The 18,750-nt window shown below is 59.4% G+C and carries 24 protein-coding genes; 14 read left to right on the top strand and 10 right to left on the bottom strand.

The features are described 5' to 3' along the window. Window positions 1–3: 3 nt before the first annotated feature. From ACW9HW_RS16345 to ACW9HW_RS16335, 3 genes are all read left to right on the top strand, one after another. A complete protein-coding gene (locus ACW9HW_RS16345) occupies window positions 4–609 on the top strand; it encodes an arylesterase (RefSeq protein ID WP_457400794.1) in 606 nt (201 codons plus the stop codon). 56 nt (window positions 610–665) lie between these two features. Beyond that, a complete protein-coding gene (locus ACW9HW_RS16340; protein WP_003226812.1) occupies window positions 666–959 on the top strand; it encodes a hypothetical protein in 294 nt (97 codons plus the stop codon). 126 nt (window positions 960–1,085) lie between these two features. Beyond that, window positions 1,086–2,057, top strand: a complete 972-nt coding sequence (locus ACW9HW_RS16335; RefSeq protein WP_095196789.1) for a L,D-transpeptidase family protein — start codon at window positions 1,086–1,088, stop codon at window positions 2,055–2,057. Between the two features lie 122 nt (window positions 2,058–2,179). Here the strand turns inward: ACW9HW_RS16335 and oprI are convergent, their stop codons facing one another. Next, window positions 2,180–2,431 carry an outer membrane lipoprotei OprI gene (gene oprI, locus ACW9HW_RS16330; RefSeq protein ID WP_011335311.1) on the bottom strand — a complete coding sequence of 84 codons (252 nt, stop codon included), beginning with the start codon at window positions 2,429–2,431 and terminating at the stop codon, window positions 2,180–2,182. A 640-nt stretch (window positions 2,432–3,071) separates the two neighbouring features. On the opposite strand from oprI, the gene ACW9HW_RS16325 reads away from it, so the two are divergent. Then, window positions 3,072–3,359, top strand: a complete 288-nt coding sequence (locus tag ACW9HW_RS16325) for a GNAT family N-acetyltransferase (RefSeq protein ID WP_008057026.1) — start codon at window positions 3,072–3,074, stop codon at window positions 3,357–3,359. Between the two features lie 84 nt (window positions 3,360–3,443). Here the strand turns inward: ACW9HW_RS16325 and ACW9HW_RS16320 are convergent, their stop codons facing one another. Further along, the gene (locus ACW9HW_RS16320) at window positions 3,444–4,520 is read right to left on the bottom strand and encodes a 3-deoxy-7-phosphoheptulonate synthase (protein WP_457400792.1); all 1,077 of its coding nucleotides are present in this window, start codon (window positions 4,518–4,520) and stop codon (window positions 3,444–3,446) included. Window positions 4,521–4,689: 169 nt separating this feature from the next. Beyond that, complete coding sequence (locus ACW9HW_RS16315; RefSeq protein ID WP_095196787.1) at window positions 4,690–5,133, bottom strand: PilZ domain-containing protein; 444 nt, start codon at window positions 5,131–5,133, stop codon at window positions 4,690–4,692. Here ACW9HW_RS16315 and ACW9HW_RS16310 point away from each other — a divergent pair. The 5 genes from ACW9HW_RS16310 (at window position 5,132) to cysB (ending at window position 9,088) form a co-directional block, all read left to right on the top strand. Next, on the top strand, window positions 5,132–5,518 hold the full coding sequence (locus ACW9HW_RS16310; RefSeq protein ID WP_207266490.1) for a thioredoxin family protein: 387 nt from the start codon (window positions 5,132–5,134) through the stop codon (window positions 5,516–5,518). The genes ACW9HW_RS16315 and ACW9HW_RS16310 overlap by 2 nt on opposite strands. Continuing rightward, the gene (locus ACW9HW_RS16305; RefSeq protein ID WP_095196785.1) at window positions 5,515–6,471 is read left to right on the top strand and encodes a putative 2-dehydropantoate 2-reductase; all 957 of its coding nucleotides are present in this window, start codon (window positions 5,515–5,517) and stop codon (window positions 6,469–6,471) included. The genes ACW9HW_RS16310 and ACW9HW_RS16305 overlap by 4 nt, the downstream gene beginning before the upstream one ends. A gap of 26 nt (window positions 6,472–6,497) precedes the next feature. Continuing rightward, window positions 6,498–7,403, top strand: coding sequence for a 5'-nucleotidase (locus ACW9HW_RS16300; RefSeq protein ID WP_095196784.1), 906 nt, complete (start codon window positions 6,498–6,500; stop codon window positions 7,401–7,403). A 94-nt stretch (window positions 7,404–7,497) separates the two neighbouring features. Then, on the top strand, window positions 7,498–8,001 hold the full coding sequence (locus ACW9HW_RS16295; RefSeq protein WP_095196783.1) for a universal stress protein: 504 nt from the start codon (window positions 7,498–7,500) through the stop codon (window positions 7,999–8,001). Between the two features lie 112 nt (window positions 8,002–8,113). Next, window positions 8,114–9,088 (top strand): HTH-type transcriptional regulator CysB, encoded by a 975-nt coding sequence (cysB, locus tag ACW9HW_RS16290; protein WP_008057010.1) that lies wholly within the window; start codon window positions 8,114–8,116, stop codon window positions 9,086–9,088. Window positions 9,089–9,104: 16 nt separating this feature from the next. Here cysB and ACW9HW_RS16285 read toward each other — a convergent pair whose 3' ends face one another. Together ACW9HW_RS16285 and ACW9HW_RS16280 are read right to left on the bottom strand one after the other, a co-directional pair. Next, a complete protein-coding gene (locus ACW9HW_RS16285) occupies window positions 9,105–9,587 on the bottom strand; it encodes a GreA/GreB family elongation factor (protein ID WP_095196782.1) in 483 nt (160 codons plus the stop codon). Between the two features lie 2 nt (window positions 9,588–9,589). Then, window positions 9,590–10,000: a hypothetical protein gene (locus ACW9HW_RS16280; RefSeq protein WP_095196781.1), complete on the bottom strand. Its 411-nt coding sequence runs from the start codon at window positions 9,998–10,000 to the stop codon at window positions 9,590–9,592. A 124-nt stretch (window positions 10,001–10,124) separates the two neighbouring features. On the opposite strand from ACW9HW_RS16280, the gene earP reads away from it, so the two are divergent. Together earP and ACW9HW_RS16270 are read left to right on the top strand one after the other, a co-directional pair. Further along, entirely contained in the window at window positions 10,125–11,282 is a 1,158-nt protein-coding gene (earP, locus tag ACW9HW_RS16275; RefSeq protein ID WP_095196780.1) for an elongation factor P maturation arginine rhamnosyltransferase EarP, read from the top strand. A 48-nt stretch (window positions 11,283–11,330) separates the two neighbouring features. Then, window positions 11,331–11,900, top strand: coding sequence for an elongation factor P (locus ACW9HW_RS16270; protein ID WP_007955690.1), 570 nt, complete (start codon window positions 11,331–11,333; stop codon window positions 11,898–11,900). Between the two features lie 190 nt (window positions 11,901–12,090). Here the strand turns inward: ACW9HW_RS16270 and ACW9HW_RS16265 are convergent, their stop codons facing one another. The 4 genes from ACW9HW_RS16265 to ACW9HW_RS16250 form a co-directional block, all read right to left on the bottom strand. Then, a complete protein-coding gene (locus ACW9HW_RS16265) occupies window positions 12,091–13,104 on the bottom strand; it encodes an alpha/beta hydrolase (RefSeq protein ID WP_095196779.1) in 1,014 nt (337 codons plus the stop codon). Between the two features lie 37 nt (window positions 13,105–13,141). After that, window positions 13,142–13,561 carry an organic hydroperoxide resistance protein gene (locus tag ACW9HW_RS16260; protein WP_027613448.1) on the bottom strand — a complete coding sequence of 140 codons (420 nt, stop codon included), beginning with the start codon at window positions 13,559–13,561 and terminating at the stop codon, window positions 13,142–13,144. A gap of 340 nt (window positions 13,562–13,901) precedes the next feature. Further along, the gene (locus tag ACW9HW_RS16255) at window positions 13,902–14,366 is read right to left on the bottom strand and encodes a MarR family winged helix-turn-helix transcriptional regulator (RefSeq protein WP_095196857.1); all 465 of its coding nucleotides are present in this window, start codon (window positions 14,364–14,366) and stop codon (window positions 13,902–13,904) included. Between the two features lie 69 nt (window positions 14,367–14,435). Further along, window positions 14,436–15,392: a LysR family transcriptional regulator gene (locus ACW9HW_RS16250; RefSeq protein WP_095196778.1), complete on the bottom strand. Its 957-nt coding sequence runs from the start codon at window positions 15,390–15,392 to the stop codon at window positions 14,436–14,438. 113 nt (window positions 15,393–15,505) lie between these two features. Between ACW9HW_RS16250 and ACW9HW_RS16245 the strand changes: the two genes are divergently transcribed. Beyond that, a complete protein-coding gene (locus tag ACW9HW_RS16245; RefSeq protein WP_457400787.1) occupies window positions 15,506–16,255 on the top strand; it encodes a sulfite exporter TauE/SafE family protein in 750 nt (249 codons plus the stop codon). Here the strand turns inward: ACW9HW_RS16245 and ACW9HW_RS16240 are convergent. Continuing rightward, a complete protein-coding gene (locus tag ACW9HW_RS16240) occupies window positions 16,245–17,099 on the bottom strand; it encodes a LysR substrate-binding domain-containing protein (RefSeq protein ID WP_095196776.1) in 855 nt (284 codons plus the stop codon). The genes ACW9HW_RS16245 and ACW9HW_RS16240 overlap by 11 nt on opposite strands. 95 nt (window positions 17,100–17,194) lie before the next feature. On the opposite strand from ACW9HW_RS16240, the gene ACW9HW_RS16235 reads away from it, so the two are divergent. Then, window positions 17,195–17,410: a DUF1127 domain-containing protein gene (locus tag ACW9HW_RS16235; RefSeq protein ID WP_095196775.1), complete on the top strand. Its 216-nt coding sequence runs from the start codon at window positions 17,195–17,197 to the stop codon at window positions 17,408–17,410. Window positions 17,411–17,474: 64 nt separating this feature from the next. After that, window positions 17,475–18,704, top strand: a complete 1,230-nt coding sequence (locus ACW9HW_RS16230) for a winged helix-turn-helix domain-containing protein (protein WP_095196774.1) — start codon at window positions 17,475–17,477, stop codon at window positions 18,702–18,704. Window positions 18,705–18,750: the final 46 nt, after the last annotated feature.

The raw sequence follows: 18,750 nt of genomic DNA, 5'->3' as shown, positions 1-18,750 counted from the left end.
CCGATGCGTGTGTGGTTTTTGAGTGCTGGCCTGGCCTTGATGTGCATGGCCCAGAACGCAGCGGCGGGTACTGTCCTGATCGTTGGCGATAGTATCAGCGCCGGTTTCGGACTGGATACCCGGCAAGGGTGGGTGTCTTTGCTTGAGCAGCGGCTTAAGCGCGAAGGTTTTGACGATAAAGTGGTCAATGCGTCCATCAGCGGCGACACCAGTGCCGGAGGCCAGGCGCGGCTGCCGGCGCTGCTTGCAGAGCATAAGCCGGAGCTGGTCATCCTCGAGTTGGGCGGTAATGACGGACTGCGCGGGTTGCTGCCCACGCAATTGCAACAAAACCTTGCGGCTATGATCGACAGCTCTCGCGCCAGCGGTGCCAAGGTGTTGTTGCTCGGCATGCAGTTGCCTCCCAATTATGGTGCGCGTTACACCAAGGCCTTCGCCGAGGCCTACAGCAATGTAGCCCAAGAGAAAAAAATCCCTCTGGTTCCGTTTTTCCTCGACGGCGTGGGCGGTCATCCCGACTTGATGCAGGCCGATGGCATACACCCGGCTGCCGGGGCCCAGGACAAGTTGCTGGAAAATGTCTGGCCTACGCTAAAACCGCTGTTATGACACTTTTCTAGGCGCGGGCTTTCGGCTAAGGTGGCGCCCCCGATTTGGAGCCCCCGATGCCGCGTCCCGCCTGGTCACTATTTGCCTACCAACTGATCGAGCCTGATGAACAGCTGGACCTGTTCGCCTGCCAGGAAGTGCGGGTGCATCTGGTGACTCGTCAGCTGGAGCTTGGCGGCTCAGCGGACCGGACCCTGTGCGGCAGTCTGTTGCCGGCGCAACCGCGCTGGTCGAGCGTCGATCGCCGGGTGTTCCAGGACCAGCGCCTGTGCTCATTGTGCCGGGCCATTCTCGAGTCGCAAAAGCGCGGTACCTCGCCGATCTGGCCGGAGCTGCGGTTCGAACTGTAGGAGTTGCAGCAGGCTGCGAACTTTTCCCTGCATGACGCGCTCTATCGGTGCAACTCCCCGAAATTACGGACGGCGGTGTACAATCCCGTTCTTATACCTCTGTCGATCATGCGAAGGATTTTCCGGATGTTGCCGCGTTTTCCTGCCGTCACCCGCTGCCTGTCCCTTGCCGCACTTTGTGTGGCAGGCCCCGTAGCAGCATTGGAGTTACCCCTGCCACCGCCTGGTGAAGACATCATCGGCCAGGTGCAAGTGATCAAGGCCAAGTACGAAGATACCTTCGCCGACCTTGGCACGGCCTACGACCTGGGCTACTCGGAAATGGTCGCGGCCAACCCGGGCGTCGATCCATGGTTGCCGGGCGCGGGCACCGAAATCGTGCTGCCGACCCGCTTCATCCTGCCGCCGGGCCCACGTGAAGGCATCGTCATCAACCTGGCCGAGTACCGCCTCTACTACTACCCGAAAGGCCGGAACGTGGTGTACACCTTCCCGTTGGGTATCGGTCGTGAAGGCTGGGGCTCGCCCATTGCCCACACCAGCATCATCGCCAAGACGCCGAACCCGACCTGGACCCCTCCAGCGTCGATCAAGGCCGAACACGCCGCCGACGGTGACCCACTGCCCAACGTCGTGCCGGCAGGCCCGGATAACCCGCTGGGGCCTTTCAAATTCACGCTGGGCACCCCTGGCTACCTGATCCACGGTTCGAACAAGAAGTTCGGCATCGGGATGCGCACCAGCCACGGTTGCTTCCGCATGTTCAACAACAACGTGCTGGAAATGGCCGGCATGGTGCCGGTAGGCACGTCGGTGCGCATCATCAACGATTCGTACAAGTTCGGCGTGAGTGGCGGCAAGGTTTACCTGGAAGCGCACACGCCGCTGGACGACAAGGGCAACCCGTCGGTGGTCGACAAGCACACGGCGGTGATCAACGCGATGCTCAAGCGTGAGGACATCACCAACAACCTGCGCATGAACTGGGACGTGGTACGTGACGTCGTCGCGGCTGAAGACGGCCTGCCGGTGGAAATCGGCGTGCCCAGCAGCAACACCCCGATGGTGACCAGCGCGCCACTCGATCCGCTGCAGTAATCCTTGAAAAGAACCCGCCGATGCTTGAAGTGTCGGCGGGTTTTTTCATGCCCGCACGAAATGCGGGCAATAAAAAAGCCGACCCAAAAATGGGTCGGCTTGATAACAATCCCGAAGGACTATTACTTGCGGCTAGCTTTTTCCAGCATGCGCAGTGCACGCTCGTTAGCTTCGTCAGCAGTCTGTTGTGCTTTTTGAGCAGCAGCCAGAGCTTCATCAGCTTTACGGTAAGCTTCGTCTGCACGAGCTTGGGCGCGAGCTGCTGCGTCTTCAGTAGCAGTCAGACGTGCTTCGGTTTCTTTCGATGCGCTGCTGCAACCGGTAGCCAGAACTGCGGCCAGAGCCAGAGCAGAGAATTTCAGAACGTTGTTCATCGTGTTCCCCTTCAAGGACTTTCTATTAAGTGGCTGTCTCCTCCGATTGAGGAAATAGCCGGCGTACATACTACCCATTACTTGTCGTAAGTAAACTGACGTAAAGCAAGAAGCAAAAAAAATTGTAGGCGTTGATTCTTTTTCGAGCAACTTTTAACTGCACTGTTTAAAAAATATCCAGCTGGGAGGCCCGAGATGAGCGAGCCGGCGAGGAAAAGTTCCCCGCGCCTAGAGCTCTTTTTGCGGTCTTGGCTAAAGTCTGTCTAGATGGATTCGTCTACACTTTTGTTCGGATTTTGCGCGACGCCTCTCATATCTTTCTCTATGTTCTGGTGACTTTAACAACGGGCGTTCGTCTCAAGTCTCAACATCCGGCAATGTTCAGGCTGACGCCCCCGGGGAGACCCTTGGGCGAGCCGTTCCTGCGTGACCCGGAGCGGCACCCCCGCCAACGAGCATGATGACGAGCGTACCTTGAGCATTTCTGCCAATGGTGCCTACTATTTGTACGTGCTCGGTTGCGCGAGATCGGTGTAGCTCTTCTCGGTGTCCATTCAGGCACGGGGTGGCGTAGTTGTTCCTTCGCCGGAAAAACATCGGTAAGGTAGGGGTCGGAATTCAAGACCCGCGAGGAGTAGTGATGAGCGAGGCGTTGTCCATCCACCATGACCAGGCTGGTCATCAGTTCGAGACCAATGTGGACGGTCATCGTGCCTACCTGACCTATATGGATCTGGGAAAACAGACCCTGGATATCTACCGCACGTTCGTGCCTAACGCATTGCGTGGTCGTGGCATTGCCGCGGCACTGACCGAGAAGGCGCTGGAATACGCCGAGGAAATGGGCTACACGGTCATTCCATCGTGCTCCTACGTCGAGCGCTACATGGAGCGTCACCAGCGGCATGCGGCCAAGCTGAGCCAGTGATCTTCAGCTAAACGAACACATAAAAAAACGCCGGGCAGTGCCCGGCGTTTTTTTGTCTGCGCTTTTATCTGCATCGAGTGCCGATCAGGTGCGATCGCGTTTAGGCAGCACATCCTTGAGCTTGGCATGCATGCTGCGCAAGGTGTTCTCGGTAGCGGTCCAGTCGATGCAGGCATCGGTGATCGACACGCCGTATTGCAGGTCGGCAAGGTCTTTCGGAATGGCCTGGCAGCCCCAGTTCAAATGGCTTTCGACCATCAGGCCGATGATCGACTGGTTGCCTTCGAGGATCTGGTTGGCGACGTTCTCCATCACCAGCGGTTGCAGGGCCGGGTCCTTGTTGGAGTTGGCGTGGCTGCAATCGACCATGATGTTCGGCTTGATCTTCGCTTTGTTCAGCGCTTGTTCGCACAGGGCGACGCTGACCGAATCGTAGTTCGGCTTGCCATTGCCACCGCGCAACACGACGTGGCCGTATGCGTTGCCCTTGGTGGTCACGATCGACACGCCACCTTCCTGGTTGATGCCCAGGAAACGGTGCGGGCTGGAAACCGATTGCAGGGCGTTGATCGCCACGGTCAGGCCGCCGTCGGTGCCGTTCTTGAAGCCGACTGCCGAGGACAGGCCGGAAGCCATTTCACGGTGGGTCTGGGACTCGGTGGTACGCGCGCCGATGGCCGACCAGCTGATCAGGTCCTGCAGATACTGCGGGGAGATCGGGTCCAGGGCTTCAGTGGCGGTCGGCAGGCCCATTTCGGCCAGGTCCAGCAGCAACTGACGACCGATGTGCAGACCGTCCTGGATCTTGAACGAGTCGTCCAGGTAGGGGTCGTTGATCAAACCTTTCCAGCCGACGGTGGTACGTGGCTTTTCGAAATACACGCGCATCACCAGATACAAGGTATCGGAGACTCCCGCGGCGAGCACTTTCAGGCGCTCGGCGTATTCATGGGCCGCCTTGATGTCGTGGATCGAGCAAGGCCCGATGACCACGAACAGACGATGGTCGGTGCCATCAAGAATGTTGCGAATGACTTCACGGCCCTTGGTGACGGTGCGCAGGGCGGCGTCGCTCAGGGGGATGTCACGCTTGAGCTGATCGGGGGTGATCAGCGTCTCGTTGGAGGCGACGTTTAGGTCGTTGATCGGTAAATCAGCCATCGTTTACTCGTCAGGTCACGGGTGCCGGCCGCCAGCGAACCCGCGCGGCGGAGCACAGCAAATTAAGCGCGTCGGGGACCCGAACCTTAGCGCGTTACACCGTGGCTCGACAATGGGCAGGCGCGGCTTTAGCGGGCATTCTCCAGGAATTCCCGCCTGTGAAAGCACGTTAATCCTGCATTGATTGTGCAAATGCCCGGTGGACCCTGTCGTGAGAGAACTCATCGGCATGTTCCTGGACCCACTCCAGCGCCAGCGCCTGTACTTCCTGAAGGTCATTGTGGGCATCGTGCTGGCGGCAATAACGTTCGATCTGGCACACCTGCTCGCCCATCCGGGCACTGAACAGCGTCTGTTCGTCGAGAAAGGCAATGCCCACCAGATAGCCGTGCTTGCGTCGCAAGCACCAGGCTACATAGCCCAGAATGCGCAAATCGGGATTGAGGGTCGGCATGCGCACTTCAAGCGCTGTACCGTAACGCCACGCGCGGTGATAGTTGCAAGCCATGCCGCCAAGGCTGCTAGTGTGCATCTGATGCCGCGAAATACACTCGGGTTTGAATAACGTTAATTCGACGGGCACATCGTCAGGATGAGGAATAAAACGTCCCATGAACACGGACTCCATGTGTCGGCCATCTGACATTGTTTCCCCCAGTATAGTGGTCGAATTGCAGCTGACCGATTTCGACGCCGACCAACGGCTACTGACGATGAACGGTGTGTCGCTGGTTGTTTTCACCAGTGTCGGCTGCTCCAGTTGCCGTTTTGCCCGTGAGCAATTACCGACAATCGATCTGGCCGTCGATCGGCTGTGCTGGATCGACGCCGGGAACAATGGAGGGGTGGTCGAGCGATATCAGGTCTTTCATTTGCCGGCGCTGTTTGTGGTGCGCGACGGTGAATTCTTTGGGGCATTGCATTCGCGCCTGACCGGTACCGAGCTCAATCGGGCAATACGTCAGGCGTTGAGTCGAACAGCAGAGGAGTTGCCATGATGGGGGCAGTTGCCAAGCCGACGGTCGGTATTATCGGGACCGGTGCAATCGGCGGTTTCTATGGAGTGATGCTGGCGCGGGCCGGCTTCGATGTGCATTTTCTGTTGCGCAGCGAGTTTTCCGCGGTGGCCGAGCGCGGGCTGCAACTTGACAGCGCCGTGCACGGCGCGCTGACGCTGAACCCGGTGCAGGCTTATGCGGCGGCTGAAGACATGCCGCCCTGTGACTGGTTGCTGGTGGGGGCGAAAACCACCAGCAACGCAGACCTGGCCCCGGCCATCCTTCAGGCCGCAGCGCCAAATGCCAAGGTGCTGCTTTTGCAAAATGGCCTGGACGTCGAAGACAGCCTGCGTGAGTTGTTGCCCGATTCGCTGCATGTGCTGGGCGGGCTCTGCTATATCTGCGTCCATCGCGAGGGGCCCGGCGTCGTCACCCACCAGGCGCTCGGTGCGGTGCACGTTGGCTACCACAGTGGTCCGGCCGCCGAGGGGGCGGCGCGCGCCGCCATCGTCGAGGAAGGCGTCGGGCTGTTCCGTACCGCCGGCATCGACTCCCAGGCCATGGCGAACTTGCACCAGGCGCGCTGGCAAAAGCTGGTCTGGAATATCCCTTACAACGGACTGTCGGTGTTGCTGGGGGCCAGCACCACGCCGTTGATGGCCGATGCCGATAGCCGTGAGCTGATCAAGGCGCTGATGGCCGAAGTGGTCCAGGGGGCAATCGCTTGCGGTCATGAGGTTCCGGCGGGGTACGCCGAGCATTTGTTCATGGTGACCGAGAAAATGCCCGACTACTGGCCGAGCATGTACCACGATTTTCTGCACAAGCGACCGCTGGAGCTGGACGCCATTTACGGCCGGCCACTGGCGGCGGCAAAGGCAGCGGGATGCGAATTACCGAGGATCGAGGCCTTGTATCGCAGTCTGGGATTTATCGATCGACGCAATCGCTGAGTCGATCAACCTGAGGGGGCAAGGGCATGGCGAAGACTATCGACGACAAACTGGTGCTGGCGATTTCGTCGAGTGCACTGTTCGACCTGAGCGAAAGCCACAAGGTCTACCTGTCGAGTGGTGTTGAAGCCTACCGGCAGTATCAGATCGAGCACGAAGACGAAATCCTCGAACCCGGGGACGCCTTTGCGTTGGTGCAGAAACTGCTCAACCTCAATGCCAGCCTCGGCCGCGCCCGGGTCGAGGTGGTCCTGGTGTCGCGTAACAGCGCCGACACCGGCCTGCGGGTGTTCAACTCAATCAATCACCATGGATTGGCAATTTCCCGCGCGGCGTTCGTCGGCGGACGCAGTCCTTATCCCTATCTCAAGGCCTTTGGCTGTGACCTGTTTCTTTCCACCCATACCGAAGATGTGCGCAGTGCCCTGGACGCGGGCTTTGCCGCGGCGACCATTCTGTCGGGAGGCGCGAGTCGTGCTGCCAGCGATGAATTGCGCATTGCTTTCGACGGCGATGCGGTGCTGTTTTCCGACGAATCCGAGCGCGTTTATCAGGCCTGTGGCCTGGAGGCGTTTCAGGCCAACGAACGCGAAGCCGCCCGCGAGCCCTTGCGAGGTGGACCGTTCAAAGGTTTTCTCGCGGCGCTGAACCTGTTGCAGCGCGAGTTCCCGGATGGCGCCTGCCCGATCCGCACGGCACTGGTGACGGCCCGTTCGGCACCGGCCCACGAGCGGGTGATCCGCACCTTGCGCGAATGGGACATCCGGCTGGATGAATCGCTGTTCCTCGGTGGCTTGACCAAGTCGGCGTTTCTCGAAGCCTTCGCCGCCGATGTGTTTTTCGATGATCAGGCCGGTCACTGCGAGTTGGCCCGGGAAGTCGTCGCTACCGGTCATGTGCCGCATGGCATAAGCAACGAGCAAAAGGTTTAAGCCCGCCGATCAACGTGTTGCGCCGGACGTCGTACTTCTCAAGGCACTGCTAAGCTGAATCAATCTCCGCCATGTTGGCAATCGAGGAGGTCATATGATTCGCTCGATGCTCTATGCCACTGACCTCGGCCTGTATGCACCTTTGGTGATGCAGCATGCCTTGGCATTGGCCCGGACATTCAATGCCGACTTGTACGTGGTGCATGCGGTGGAACCGATGGGACTGTTCGCCGAATCGGTGCTTCAGAGTTATCTCGATGAGCAGGCGCTGAACGAGTTTCACAGCCAGGGGCTGAACACGGTCATCGCCAATATCGAGCAGCGGGTACTCGACAGTTTTCGTGAGGAGCTGGGGGACGAGGGTGAGCAGGATCTGGAGCGGATTCAGGCGGTGCGGGTGCTGCAGGGTGATCCGTCGCAGGTGATTCTCGACCAGGCGCAGAAACTCTCTGTGGATTTGCTGATCGTAGGTAGTCATAGCCATGGTGCTGGTGCGGAAACGCCGTTGGGCCGGACCGCAGCGCGTGTGTTGCAACTGTCAAAGGTGCCGGTTTACCTGGTGCCGCTGGTGCAACGTCGTCGCCAAGGGGATCGCTAGAACACGAATAGTGGGAAACTGATAAAAAGTTCTAGATTTATTCTTCAAACCATTAATATAGTTATATACCGTCGCTGATGCCCGTGGCGTCTATCTGCTTTGAGGGATTCATATGAAGCTTCAACAATTGCGCTACATCTGGGAAGTGGCGCACCACGACCTCAACGTTTCCGCTACCGCCCAAAGCCTTTACACCTCGCAACCGGGCATCAGTAAACAGATCCGCCTGCTGGAAGACGAACTGGGCGTCGAGGTCTTCGCCCGCAGCGGCAAGCACCTGACCCGCGTCACCCCGGCCGGCGAGCGCATCATTACCACCGCCGGCGAGATCTTGCGCAAGGTCGAAAGCATCAAGCAGATCGCCCAGGAATTCTCCAACGAGAAGAAAGGCACCCTGTCGATTGCCACCACCCATACCCAGGCGCGTTATGCGTTGCCGCCGGTGATCAGCAATTTCATCAAGCAGTACCCGGACGTTGCCCTGCACATGCACCAGGGGTCACCGATGCAGATCGCCGAAATGGCCGCTGACGGCACAGTGGATTTCGCCATCGCCACCGAAGCGCTGGAGCTGTTCGGCGATCTGGTGATGATGCCGTGCTATCGCTGGAACCGCTGCGTGGTCGTCCCTCAGGGACACCCACTGACCAAGCTGTCGAAGCTGACCCTCGAAGCACTGGCCGAGTACCCGATCGTGACTTATGTGTTCGGTTTCACCGGCCGTTCGAAACTCGACGAAGCCTTCAGTCACCGTGGCCTGACGCCCAAAGTGGTGTTCACCGCCGCCGACGCCGACGTGATCAAGACGTATGTTCGCCTGGGCCTGGGTGTAGGGATCGTGGCGAAGATGGCGGTCGACACCAAGCTCGATAACGACCTGGTGGTGCTTGATGCCAGCGAGCTGTTCGAATCCAGCGTGACCAAGATCGGTTTCCGTCGCGGCACCTTCCTGCGTGGTTTCATGTGCGACTTCATCGAAAAGTTCGCCCCGCACCTGACCCGCGAAGTCATGGCCAAGGCTATCCAATGCCACAACAAACAGGAACTGGAAGAGCTGTTCGACGGCGTCGAACTGCCGGTTCACTGATCAGCCCGAAAGCGGCCTAGACCACCTCGGTGACAGCGAACTGTTGCCGAGTGCCCGCCACCAGAATCTCCACATCATCGCCTTCGAACTTGCCCAGCAGGCCTTTGCCCAGCGGTGAGCGCGGGGTGATGACGGTAATGGTTTGCCCCACCAGGTCGACCTTCAGACCCGCCGCATCCGGCGCCAGGAACAACCATTGTTCGCGGCCCTTTTCGTCTTCCAGGCCCAGCAGCGCGCCGACTTCAATGCCACGCTGCTCGTCATAAGGACGCAGGATCAGGTTTTGGCAAAGCGCCAGTGACTGCCGGATTTCTTCGACCCGTCTGGCCTGCCCGGCGGCCAGGTAGGACGCCTCCAGACCCAGCGTGTCGTACTTGTTTTCAGCAATGTTCTCTTCGTGGGTCGCAGTTTCGTAAGCGGTTTGCGCAGCGCGTTCGGCGATGTCGAGGTCAATGCGCAGCTTGTCGAGAATCAACTGGTGGATGCTTTGTTTATTCATGATCAATCGCAGAATTGCAGGACGTTGGCGCGGCTTTTTTCGCTCGGTGCCGTCTGGTCTTGTTGCAGCCAGAACTGGCATTTTGCGTTCGACAGATTGCGGTTGCTGCTGCGCGCCTGATCGAGCCGTTGCGCCTGCTCGTTCTTGCGCAGGTTCTCTTCATACTGTTCGAACAGCGGGCTTTGGGGAGGAATATCCGGCACCGGTTGCGTCACCACGGGAGGTTTGGCGAGCTGTTCTACCGCCGCCGCGACGGGGGCGAGTTGCTCGTTGAAGAACAACCGGGCAACGAGCCAGCAGGTCAGCGCGATGGCGAGAAAACCGAGCCACAAACCCAGGGCAATGCTGCCGGTCAGTTGCAGGGCATTGAGCTGAATCGGCAACGGGCGGCGCGGATTGGGGCGGTAGGGCATGGCTGCCTCCTGGCGGTGGGTCACGGGGTAGTGGCGATTGTCGCACGAAGATTAATCGTCGTCGGCTCTTCTGCACGGGGTAATTTATGCGGACAATCGCTGCCTTTGCCAACGGGAGCCTGGAATGCCTGAACTGCCTCAAATGAAAAAAAACAGGCGCTGGGATATTTTTTGCACCGTGGTCGACAACTTTGGCGACATCGGCGTGACCTGGCGTCTGGCCCGGCAACTGGTTGCCGAACATGGGGTGGCGGTGCGTTTGTGGGTCGATGACCTGCGTGCCTTCGAGCGAATGTGCCCGGACATCGACATCCATACCTCGCAGCAATGGCAGCAGGGTGTCGAGGTGCGTCACTGGGCGGCCGACTGGCAGCCTGTCGAAGCCGCGGATGTGGTGATCGCCGCGTTCGCCTGCCAATTGCCGAGCGCCTACATGGAGGCCATGGCCGAGCGGGAAAAAACACCGCTGTGGATGAATCTCGATTACCTGAGCGCCGAGGACTGGGTGGTCGGCTGCCACGGCTTGCCCTCGGTGAAGTACAAACACGTACAGAAATTCTTCTTCTTCCCGGGGTTTCGGAAAGGCACGGGGGGCTTGTTGCGTGAAAGCGGATTGCTGGAACGGCGTCGGACGTTTCAACAAAGTCCGGAAAAGCGGAGTGAGTTCCTGCAAGGATTGGGGATAAATCCTGCTCCGAACGCGCAACTTATCTCGCTGTTTGCCTACGAAAATGCCGGGCTGGCGAGTTGGCTGGACGCGCTGGCGGACGATCCGACGCCTGTTCACTTGTTGGTGCCGGAAGGGCGGATCCTCGGCGATGTCGAGCGTTGGCTCGGCGTAGATGGACTGAAGGCGGGTGCGTTACACCTGCGCGATGCCTTGACCGTGCAGGTATTGCCGTTCGTCCGACAGGACCAGTACGACCAGTTGCTATGGAGCTGTGATTTCAATGCCGTGCGCGGCGAGGACTCGTTTGTTCGTGCCCAGTGGGCCGGCCGGCCGTTGCTTTGGCACATCTATCAGCAGGAGGAAGACGTCCACCTCGACAAGCTTGAAGCCTTCCTGACGCTCTATGTGAAAGACCTTTCGGCGCCTGCACGCGAGGCGATCAGCGGTCTCTGGCGGGCGTGGAACGCTGGTGAGAAAATGACCGACCACTGGCAATCGACCCGCAAACACTGGCCGGAGCTGCAAAAACACGCCGAGACGTGGTGTCTGGAACAGGCCTCACAAGCCGATCTCGCCGCAGCGCTGGTACAGTTTTATGTAAATTGGATATGATACGCGGCCTAGATTTTTGTAAATCCCATCCAAATTCGGATATTCGCAATGAAAACTGGTAAAGAACTCAAACCCGGTACCGTGATCCGTATCGACAACGATCCTTGGCTGGTTCAGAAAGCTGAATTCACCAAGTCCGGTCGTAACAGCGCGATCATGAAGACCAAGCTGAAGAACCTGCTGACCGGCTACAAGACCGAAACCGTTTACGGTGCGGACGACAAGCTGGATGACGTGATCCTGGACCGCAAAGAAGCGACCCTGTCCTTCATCAGCGGTGACTCCTACACGTTCATGGACACCACCGACTACACCATGTACGAGCTGAACGCCGAAGACATCGAAAGCGTTCTGCCGTTCGTTGAAGAAGGCATGACCGACGTTTGCGAAGCCGTGTTCTTCGAAGGCCGTCTGGTTTCCGTAGAACTGCCGACCACCATCGTGCGTCAGGTTGACTACACCGAAGGTTCCGCTCGCGGCGACACTTCCGGCAAGGTGATGAAGCCTGCCAAACTGAAGAACGGTACCGAGCTGTCGGTTGCTGACTTCATCGAAATCGGCGACATGATCGAGATCGATACCCGCGAAGGCGGTTCCTACAAAGGCCGTGCCAAATAAGCACTGCTTGAGGAATGAAAAAGCCCGACCATTGAGTCGGGCTTTTTTGTGCCTGTCTGAATCTACGATGAACCCTTGTGGGAGCGAGCCTGCTCCGGGCGGCGTTCCGACGAAAGCGGTGTGTCAGGCAACGATGATGTGTTTGGCAAACCGCTTCGCGAGCAGGCTCGCTCCCACAGGGGGTATTGCGTTACTTCTTCAAGTGCTGCTTGAGCTCTTCGGACGCCTGCAACATCGCCGAACGCACCGCCGGCACCTGACTCACCACATTGAGCAAGCCGTAGTCGTGGATCATGCCGTTGTAGCGAACCGAGGTCACCGGCACACCGGCTTCGTCGAGTTTGCGGGCGTAGGCTTCGCCTTCATCGCGCAGTACGTCAGCGCCGGCTGTCTGCACCAACGCCGGTGGCAAGCCCTTGAGTTGCGCAGGGGTTGCCCGCAATGGCGAGGCGTAGATCTCGTTACGCTGCTTGGCGTCGGTGGTGTAGTTGTCCCAGAACCACTTCATCATGTTGCGGGTAAGGAAGTGGCCCTCGGCATACTGGTTATAGGAACCGGTGTCGAAGTTGGCATCGGTCACCGGCCACAGCAGCACCTGGAATTTGATGGCCGGTGTGCCTTTGTCTTTGGCCATCAGCGCGACCACAGCTGCCATGTTGCCGCCGACGCTGTTGCCGGCTACCGCCAGGCGCTTGCCATCGACGTTGATCTCTTTGCCGTGCTCGGCCACCCATTTGGTCGCGGCGTAAGCCTGGTTGATCGCCACCGGGTAATGCGCTTCCGGCGATGGCGTGTAGTTGACGAAAACCGCCGCCGCACCTGAGCCCACCACCAGGTCTCGAACCAGCCGCTCGTGGGTCGGGAAGTCTCCCAGTACCCAGCCGCCACCGTGGAAGAACATGAACACCGGCAGCTCGCCTTTGACCCCGGCCGGCCGGACGATGGTCAGGCTCAGCGGTTGGCCGTCGACCTGGATGGTCTTCTCGCTGACATCGGCTTTTGGCAGTGTCAGTTTCACCCCGGATTGCGCACCCACCAGCACGGCGCGGGCCTCCTTGGGCGTCATCTGTTCCATCGGTTTGCCGGTGCCGGCGTTCAGCACATCGAGAAACGCCTGGGTGTTGTGCTCAACGTCGCCGGCAAATGCGCTGTGGACGGACAGGGCGAGGAGGGTACCGGTCAAGACTTTGCTGAAAGTGTTCATGTTCATTTCCTGTTCGGGCCTGAGTCGATAACTGAAGTTAGACGGTCACGTGCAGACGTACATCGACGTTGCCACGGGTGGCGTTGGAGTACGGGCAGACCTGGTGGGCTGCATCGACCAGTGTTTGCGCATCGGCTTGTTCAAGACCTGGCAGGCTGATGTGCAGGTCGATATCCAGACCGAAGCCGCCAGGGATCTGGCCGATGCCGACATGGGCGGTGATCGATGCGTCGTCCGGGATTTTGCGTTTGGTCTGGCTGGCGACGAACTTCAGTGCACCGATGAAGCAGGCGGAATAGCCGGCGGCGAACAGTTGCTCAGGGTTGGTCGCCGCGCCGCCAGCACCGCCGAGTTCTTTCGGGGTGGCGAGTTTGACGTCGAGAATGTTGTCACTGGAAATCGCACGACCGTCACGGCCACCGGTGGAAGTTGCGATTGCGGTGTAGAGAGTTTGCATGGTGAAAGCCTCGTTCGTGGTTTGTTTTTTTTGCGCTAAATGTTTGCGCGCTAAGTAAGTGCGAGATAAATGTATCGCGCTAATGTTTAGTGCGCAAGATAAATTTCTAAAAAAGTTTGGAACAAGACGATGGTCGACTGGGTGGATTTGCTTGGAAGTGCCGAGATAGAGCTGTGAAGAGGGGGTTGGAATTTTTTTGAAGGGGCGATTTTTTCAACCCGCCTCAAGACAAATGTGGGAGCGAGCCTGCTCGCGAATACGGTGTGTCAGTCAACATAAATGCTGGATGTGACGATGCATTCGCGGGCAAGCCCGCTCCCACAGGAATGGAAGGTGTTCTTTAGTTCAGGCTGTCTTGCAGATGCCGCCGCAGCTCTTGCAGTTCCGCCTGCAGCTTCTGCAATCGCTCCAGGGTCATGCCGCTGGCGCCGAGGATGCATTGGGGAATGCCCCGCGCCTTGTCGCGCAGGGCTCGGCCTTGTTCGGTGAGTTCGACGATCACCACGCGCTCGTCTTCACGGCTGCGGGTGCGACTCAGCACACCTTCGGCTTCCAGGCGTTTGAGCAGCGGGGTGAGCGAGCCGGGGTCGGTCAACAGGCGAGTGCTGATTTCGCCTACGGTCAGGCCGTCCTGCTCCCACAGCACCATCATCGCCAGGTACTGTGGATAAGTCAGCCCCAAGGCCTGCAACAAGGGTTTGTAGACCTTGGTCATCATCAGCGACGTGGAATGCAGGGCGAAGCAGGCCTGGTTATCCAGCAGGAGGTCGTCGCAATTGTCCGGGGTGTTGCGCTCGGTGGTCATTTCGCAGCCTTGATCAATGATCGTCATGAATCTAGCGGGCAAATCTTTAATGCACCAGACAATTCTAGACTAGTGGTGGTCCAGATGCGTTTGCAGCACCAGATCCCACGGCGGAATCGGGCTGAAACGGGTTTTCAGGTATTCCAGCAGCAGTCGACTGCGGGAATTGGGTTGCTGCTCCAGCCGCAGGGCATAGATCCCGGCGCTTTCCGGTTTGGGCAAGCCGCTTTCGCAGAACAGAGGCAACAGTTCGCCGCGCAACAGGTACTCACTGGCCAGCCATGTCGGCAAGTGCGCAATACCCAGGCCAGCCAGCGCGCCGCAGACCAGTGCTTCGGCATTGTTGGCACTCATGCGCACGCGCGCCGGGCGATGCAGTTGCATCTGGCCGTCGCGCTCGAAGCGCCAGGCGAAGGGCGGGGCAAGTCCATCCCAGTCCAGGCCGTCGTGCTCGCTCAACTGCGCCGGATCACTGGGCACGCCGCGGCGCTGCAAATAGTCGGGGCTGGCGCAGGCAATGCGCACCATGCTCGCCAGCGGTGTCGCTACCAACCGGGTATCGGCCAACAGCCCGGCGCGCAACACCAGATCGACCTTGCCGAGATTCAAGCCCTGCATGTCGACAAAGCTGTCGATCAAGTGCAGTTGCACATCGAGGCCGGGGTAGAGCATCAGAAAATCGGCAATCACCGGCGCCAGATGCCGTCGACCGAAGGCTGCCGGCGCATCCACCCGAATCAAGCCTTCCGGCGCGCTGCTAAGGGACACGGCCTCGGCCCTGGCCAGGCGCAACTCGGCAACGATCCGTCGTGCGCGCTCGGCAAACGCCAGACCCGCCGGCGTCGCGCGAACGGCATGGGTGCTGCGAATGAACAACTGGCTGCCGACGGCACTTTCCAGGCTGTCGATACGCCGGGCCACTGCCGAAGGGGTCAGCGGGTGGCGGCGTGAGGCCGCGGAAAAACTGCCGGTTTCCAGCACATCGAGAAACAGACCCAATTGGTCGGTCAGTTGATTGGGATTCATGGTGGTGCTCATTGCTTATGCGAGATCGGCACAGCCATTGTGCGTTGCTGTGCGTTTCCCTGCCAGCACCATCTGCGTAGGATGAAACGCCTGACGTGATGGGGAAAAACGCTGTGTTTGAGTTCTTGATGTACCTGGTCTTCGGCGCTGCTTTGGGAACCCTCGGCGGTATCTTCGGCATCGGCGGTGGATTGATCGCCATTCCGCTGCTGGGGGTGTTGTGTGGGCTCGATCAGCAAATCGCCCAGGGCACGGCGCTGGTGATGGTAGTGCCTAACGTCATGCTGGCGCTGTGGCGCTATCACCAGCGCAACCGTATTGAATTGCGTCACGCGCTGCCGCTGGCTTCGATGGGCTTCTGCTTTGCCTGGATCGGTTCGATCTGGGCGGTGGGCATTGACGCGCAAACCATGCGTCTGGGGTTCGTCGCGTTCCTGATTGCGCTTTCGGTTTACAACCTGGCGCGCTTGTTCTTCGCCAGCGCACCGGCTTCTGCGCAGATGAACCATTCATGGCCATGGCTGGGGGTTCTGGGCGCGGCATCCGGGACCATGGGCGGTTTGTTCGGGGTGGGCGGGGCCGTGGTGGCGACGCCGGTGTTGACCAGTCTGTTCGGTACCACCCAAGTGGTCGCCCAGGGTCTGTCGCTGGCGCTGGCGCTGCCGAGCACCGGCGTCACGCTGGTCACCTATGCGGCGCATCATCAGGTGGCCTGGACGATCGGCGTGCCCCTGGCGATCGGTGGCCTGATGAGCATCAGTTGGGGCGTGAAGATCGCCCACGCCATGCCGGAACGTGTGCTGCGTGCGCTGTTCTGCGGGTTTCTGGTGTTCTGCGCGGTGATGCTCGCTTTTAAAGTTTGAAGCCTTCGACAATGTGCTCGGCCAGGCACTCGGTGATCGGCGACGGATTGTGCAGGTTGCGCACCAGCATGATGCTGGCTTCGGGCAATAGGGGCAGGTCTTCGGCTTCACCGAGGATACGCATGTCCGGGGTGACCAGGCTTTCCAGTTGCGCAGTCACCGCCAGGCCGGCGCTGACCACAGCCAAGATCGCCGAGAGGCTATCGCTGTTGTAGGCCACGCGGTAATCGCGACCCATGGCGTCCAGGGCATTACAGGCCCACAAGCGGCAGAAGCAATCGCTGTTGAACATCGCCAACGGCAGCGGCGTTTGTTCATGGGCACTGAAACATTGCGCCTCGGCCCAGACAAATCGCTCCTTGCGCAATAACTGGCCGATTTCACTGCCTGGCTCACGGGTGACGATGGTCAGATCCAGATCCTGGCGCAACAGCAATTGTTTTGATGATTCACAGTGCACCTCGATCTGGATCAGCGGGTAGGTCTGGGCAAACCGCCGCAGAATCCCCGGCAAAAACCGCATCACGTAGTCGTCCGGCGTACCGATGCGCACCATGCCGACCATGTGCGGTTCACGCAGGGTATTGAACACTTCGCTGTGCAATTTGAGGATGCGTCGGGCATATCCGAGCAACACCTGGCCTTCCGCCGTCAGCCGCACTTGCCGGCCGTCGCGCTGGAACAGTTGCCGCTGCAGCACATCTTCTTCCAGCCGCTTCATCTGCATGCTCACGGCCGATTGGGTGCGATTCACCAGCTCCCCGGCGCGGGTAAATCCGCCCTGGTCGGCGATGGCGACGAAGGTGCGCAGCACTTCGGTGTCGATACTCGGGTAGGCGGACATTCATCAATCTCCGAGATATGTGACATCAGAAACATTCGTTGGATTGATCTTAGCTCCGGCGAGAAACTTGAGCCATCCAAACGGAGGGCAACAAGATGAAAGGTCAAAAAGGCTTCGTCGATGCAGAAAAACACTCCATCCACCTGATATCCGATTTGCTGCACAAATTTAACCGTTGGTACGAACTGCACCGTGAACGTGAAATGTTGGCGGGCATGAGTGATGAAGCATTGAAAGACATCGGGCTCAGTCGTGCGGATGTCGAGCACGAGGCCATCCGGCCGTTCTGGGATGACCCGATGCACAAATGAGCAATACACAACTACACAAACCGACTTTCGGTGAGGTAGGTTGCGAGCAGACAAGGAGATGCTCATGCCCGCAACACAGTCCTTTTCCCTCAAACAGGCTCGGCGTCTGGCGCTGGCTGCCCAAGGATTCAACGGGCGCCAGCCGCCGGCGACGATCAAACCGGTACAGCTCAACCGTTTGATCGAGCGGCTGGGCATTCTGCAGATCGACTCCGTCAACGCCGTGGTGCGTTCGCACTACCTTCCGCTGTTTTCCCGTCTCGGTAATTACGCTTCCGACTTGCTGGACCAGGCTGCCTGGAGTCAGGGCCGGCGTCGCACGTTGTTTGAATATTGGGGGCATGAAGCCTCTCTGCTGCCCTTGTCGATGTACCCCTTGATGCGCTGGCGCATGCAGCGAGCGATGCGGGGCGAAGATATCTATCAACAACTGGCGCGGTTCGGTCGTGAACAGCAGGACACGATTCGACGGGTGCTGTCCTGCGTTCAGGAGCAGGGTGCGTTGGGCGCGGGCAGCCTGTCGACTCGCCAGGAGCGGGCAGGGCCCTGGTGGGACTGGAGCGCGGAAAAGCATGCGCTGGAATGGTTGTTCGCCGCAGGAGAAGTGACCGTCGCCGGCCGGCGCGGATTCGAGCGGCTTTATGACTTGCCTGAGAGGGTGATCCCCTCGGCCATTCTGGCGCAACCCTGGCTCAGCGAGACCGAGGCGCAGCGTGGTTTGTTGCTGCATGCCGCGACAGCCTTGGGTGTGGGCACGGAGAAAGATTTGCGCGACTACTTCCGTTTGAATCCCGCTGACAGTCGTCCTCGACTTGAAGAATTGGTCGAGGCGGGCGATTTGCTCGTCTGCCAGGTTCAGGGCTGGCGGCAGCCGGCTTATTGCCTGCCCGAGCCCAAGGTGCCGCGCAAGGTCGAGGCCAGTGCGTTGTTGTCACCTTTCGATTCGCTGATCTGGGAGCGTAGCCGTACAGAGCGTCTGTTTGATTTTCGCTATCGACTGGAGATTTACACGCCGGCGGACAAGCGGGTCTATGGCTATTACGTGTTGCCGTTTTTACACAAGGAAAGAATTGCCGCGCGGGTCGATCTTCGCGCCGAACGGGCGGCGGGGCGCCTGGCGGTGCATGCGGTGCATGAGGAAGAGCCGGGGCTGGATGATGAAGGGATGCTGGCGCTGGCGGTCAATCTGCAGCAGATGGCGGATTGGCTGGGGCTTGAGCGGGTTCAGTTGAATTGCCCGCGGGCGAGTGCGGCGAAGTTGAGGGTGGCATTGGCGCAGATTGGTGGTGATTGAGCGGACGCCTTCGCGAGCAGGCTCGCTCCCACAGTTGTTACCGGGC

This window comes from Pseudomonas sp. SDO5532_S415 (assembly GCF_054071155.1).
Note: the sequence above shows the minus strand (reverse complement) of the source record. Positions and strands in the feature narration are given on the sequence as shown.

What these genes read in the sequence shown, in the direction of transcription:
- ACW9HW_RS16315 (WP_095196787.1), bottom strand. Translation starts at nt 5,133, where the DNA reads ATGGGACGTTTTATTCCTCATCCTGACGATGTGCCCGTCGAATTAACG.
- cysB (WP_008057010.1), top strand. Translation starts at nt 8,114, where the DNA reads ATGAAGCTTCAACAATTGCGCTACATCTGGGAAGTGGCGCACCACGAC.
- ACW9HW_RS16265 (WP_095196779.1), bottom strand. Translation starts at nt 13,104, where the DNA reads ATGAACACTTTCAGCAAAGTCTTGACCGGTACCCTCCTCGCCCTGTCC.
- earP (WP_095196780.1), top strand. Translation starts at nt 10,125, where the DNA reads ATGCCTGAACTGCCTCAAATGAAAAAAAACAGGCGCTGGGATATTTTT.
- ACW9HW_RS16270 (WP_007955690.1), top strand. Translation starts at nt 11,331, where the DNA reads ATGAAAACTGGTAAAGAACTCAAACCCGGTACCGTGATCCGTATCGAC.
- ACW9HW_RS16320 (WP_457400792.1), bottom strand. Translation starts at nt 4,520, where the DNA reads ATGGCTGATTTACCGATCAACGACCTAAACGTCGCCTCCAACGAGACG.
- ACW9HW_RS16295 (WP_095196783.1), top strand. Translation starts at nt 7,498, where the DNA reads ATGATTCGCTCGATGCTCTATGCCACTGACCTCGGCCTGTATGCACCT.
- ACW9HW_RS16230 (WP_095196774.1), top strand. Translation starts at nt 17,475, where the DNA reads ATGCCCGCAACACAGTCCTTTTCCCTCAAACAGGCTCGGCGTCTGGCG.
- ACW9HW_RS16250 (WP_095196778.1), bottom strand. Translation starts at nt 15,392, where the DNA reads ATGAATCCCAATCAACTGACCGACCAATTGGGTCTGTTTCTCGATGTG.
- ACW9HW_RS16340 (WP_003226812.1), top strand. Translation starts at nt 666, where the DNA reads ATGCCGCGTCCCGCCTGGTCACTATTTGCCTACCAACTGATCGAGCCT.
- ACW9HW_RS16345 (WP_457400794.1), top strand. Translation starts at nt 4, where the DNA reads ATGCGTGTGTGGTTTTTGAGTGCTGGCCTGGCCTTGATGTGCATGGCC.
- ACW9HW_RS16310 (WP_207266490.1), top strand. Translation starts at nt 5,132, where the DNA reads ATGAACACGGACTCCATGTGTCGGCCATCTGACATTGTTTCCCCCAGT.
- ACW9HW_RS16305 (WP_095196785.1), top strand. Translation starts at nt 5,515, where the DNA reads ATGATGGGGGCAGTTGCCAAGCCGACGGTCGGTATTATCGGGACCGGT.
- ACW9HW_RS16280 (WP_095196781.1), bottom strand. Translation starts at nt 10,000, where the DNA reads ATGCCCTACCGCCCCAATCCGCGCCGCCCGTTGCCGATTCAGCTCAAT.
- ACW9HW_RS16255 (WP_095196857.1), bottom strand. Translation starts at nt 14,366, where the DNA reads ATGACCACCGAGCGCAACACCCCGGACAATTGCGACGACCTCCTGCTG.
- ACW9HW_RS16300 (WP_095196784.1), top strand. Translation starts at nt 6,498, where the DNA reads ATGGCGAAGACTATCGACGACAAACTGGTGCTGGCGATTTCGTCGAGT.
- ACW9HW_RS16285 (WP_095196782.1), bottom strand. Translation starts at nt 9,587, where the DNA reads ATGAATAAACAAAGCATCCACCAGTTGATTCTCGACAAGCTGCGCATT.
- ACW9HW_RS16240 (WP_095196776.1), bottom strand. Translation starts at nt 17,099, where the DNA reads ATGTCCGCCTACCCGAGTATCGACACCGAAGTGCTGCGCACCTTCGTC.
- ACW9HW_RS16325 (WP_008057026.1), top strand. Translation starts at nt 3,072, where the DNA reads ATGAGCGAGGCGTTGTCCATCCACCATGACCAGGCTGGTCATCAGTTC.
- ACW9HW_RS16235 (WP_095196775.1), top strand. Translation starts at nt 17,195, where the DNA reads ATGAAAGGTCAAAAAGGCTTCGTCGATGCAGAAAAACACTCCATCCAC.
- ACW9HW_RS16335 (WP_095196789.1), top strand. Translation starts at nt 1,086, where the DNA reads ATGTTGCCGCGTTTTCCTGCCGTCACCCGCTGCCTGTCCCTTGCCGCA.
- oprI (WP_011335311.1), bottom strand. Translation starts at nt 2,431, where the DNA reads ATGAACAACGTTCTGAAATTCTCTGCTCTGGCTCTGGCCGCAGTTCTG.
- ACW9HW_RS16260 (WP_027613448.1), bottom strand. Translation starts at nt 13,561, where the DNA reads ATGCAAACTCTCTACACCGCAATCGCAACTTCCACCGGTGGCCGTGAC.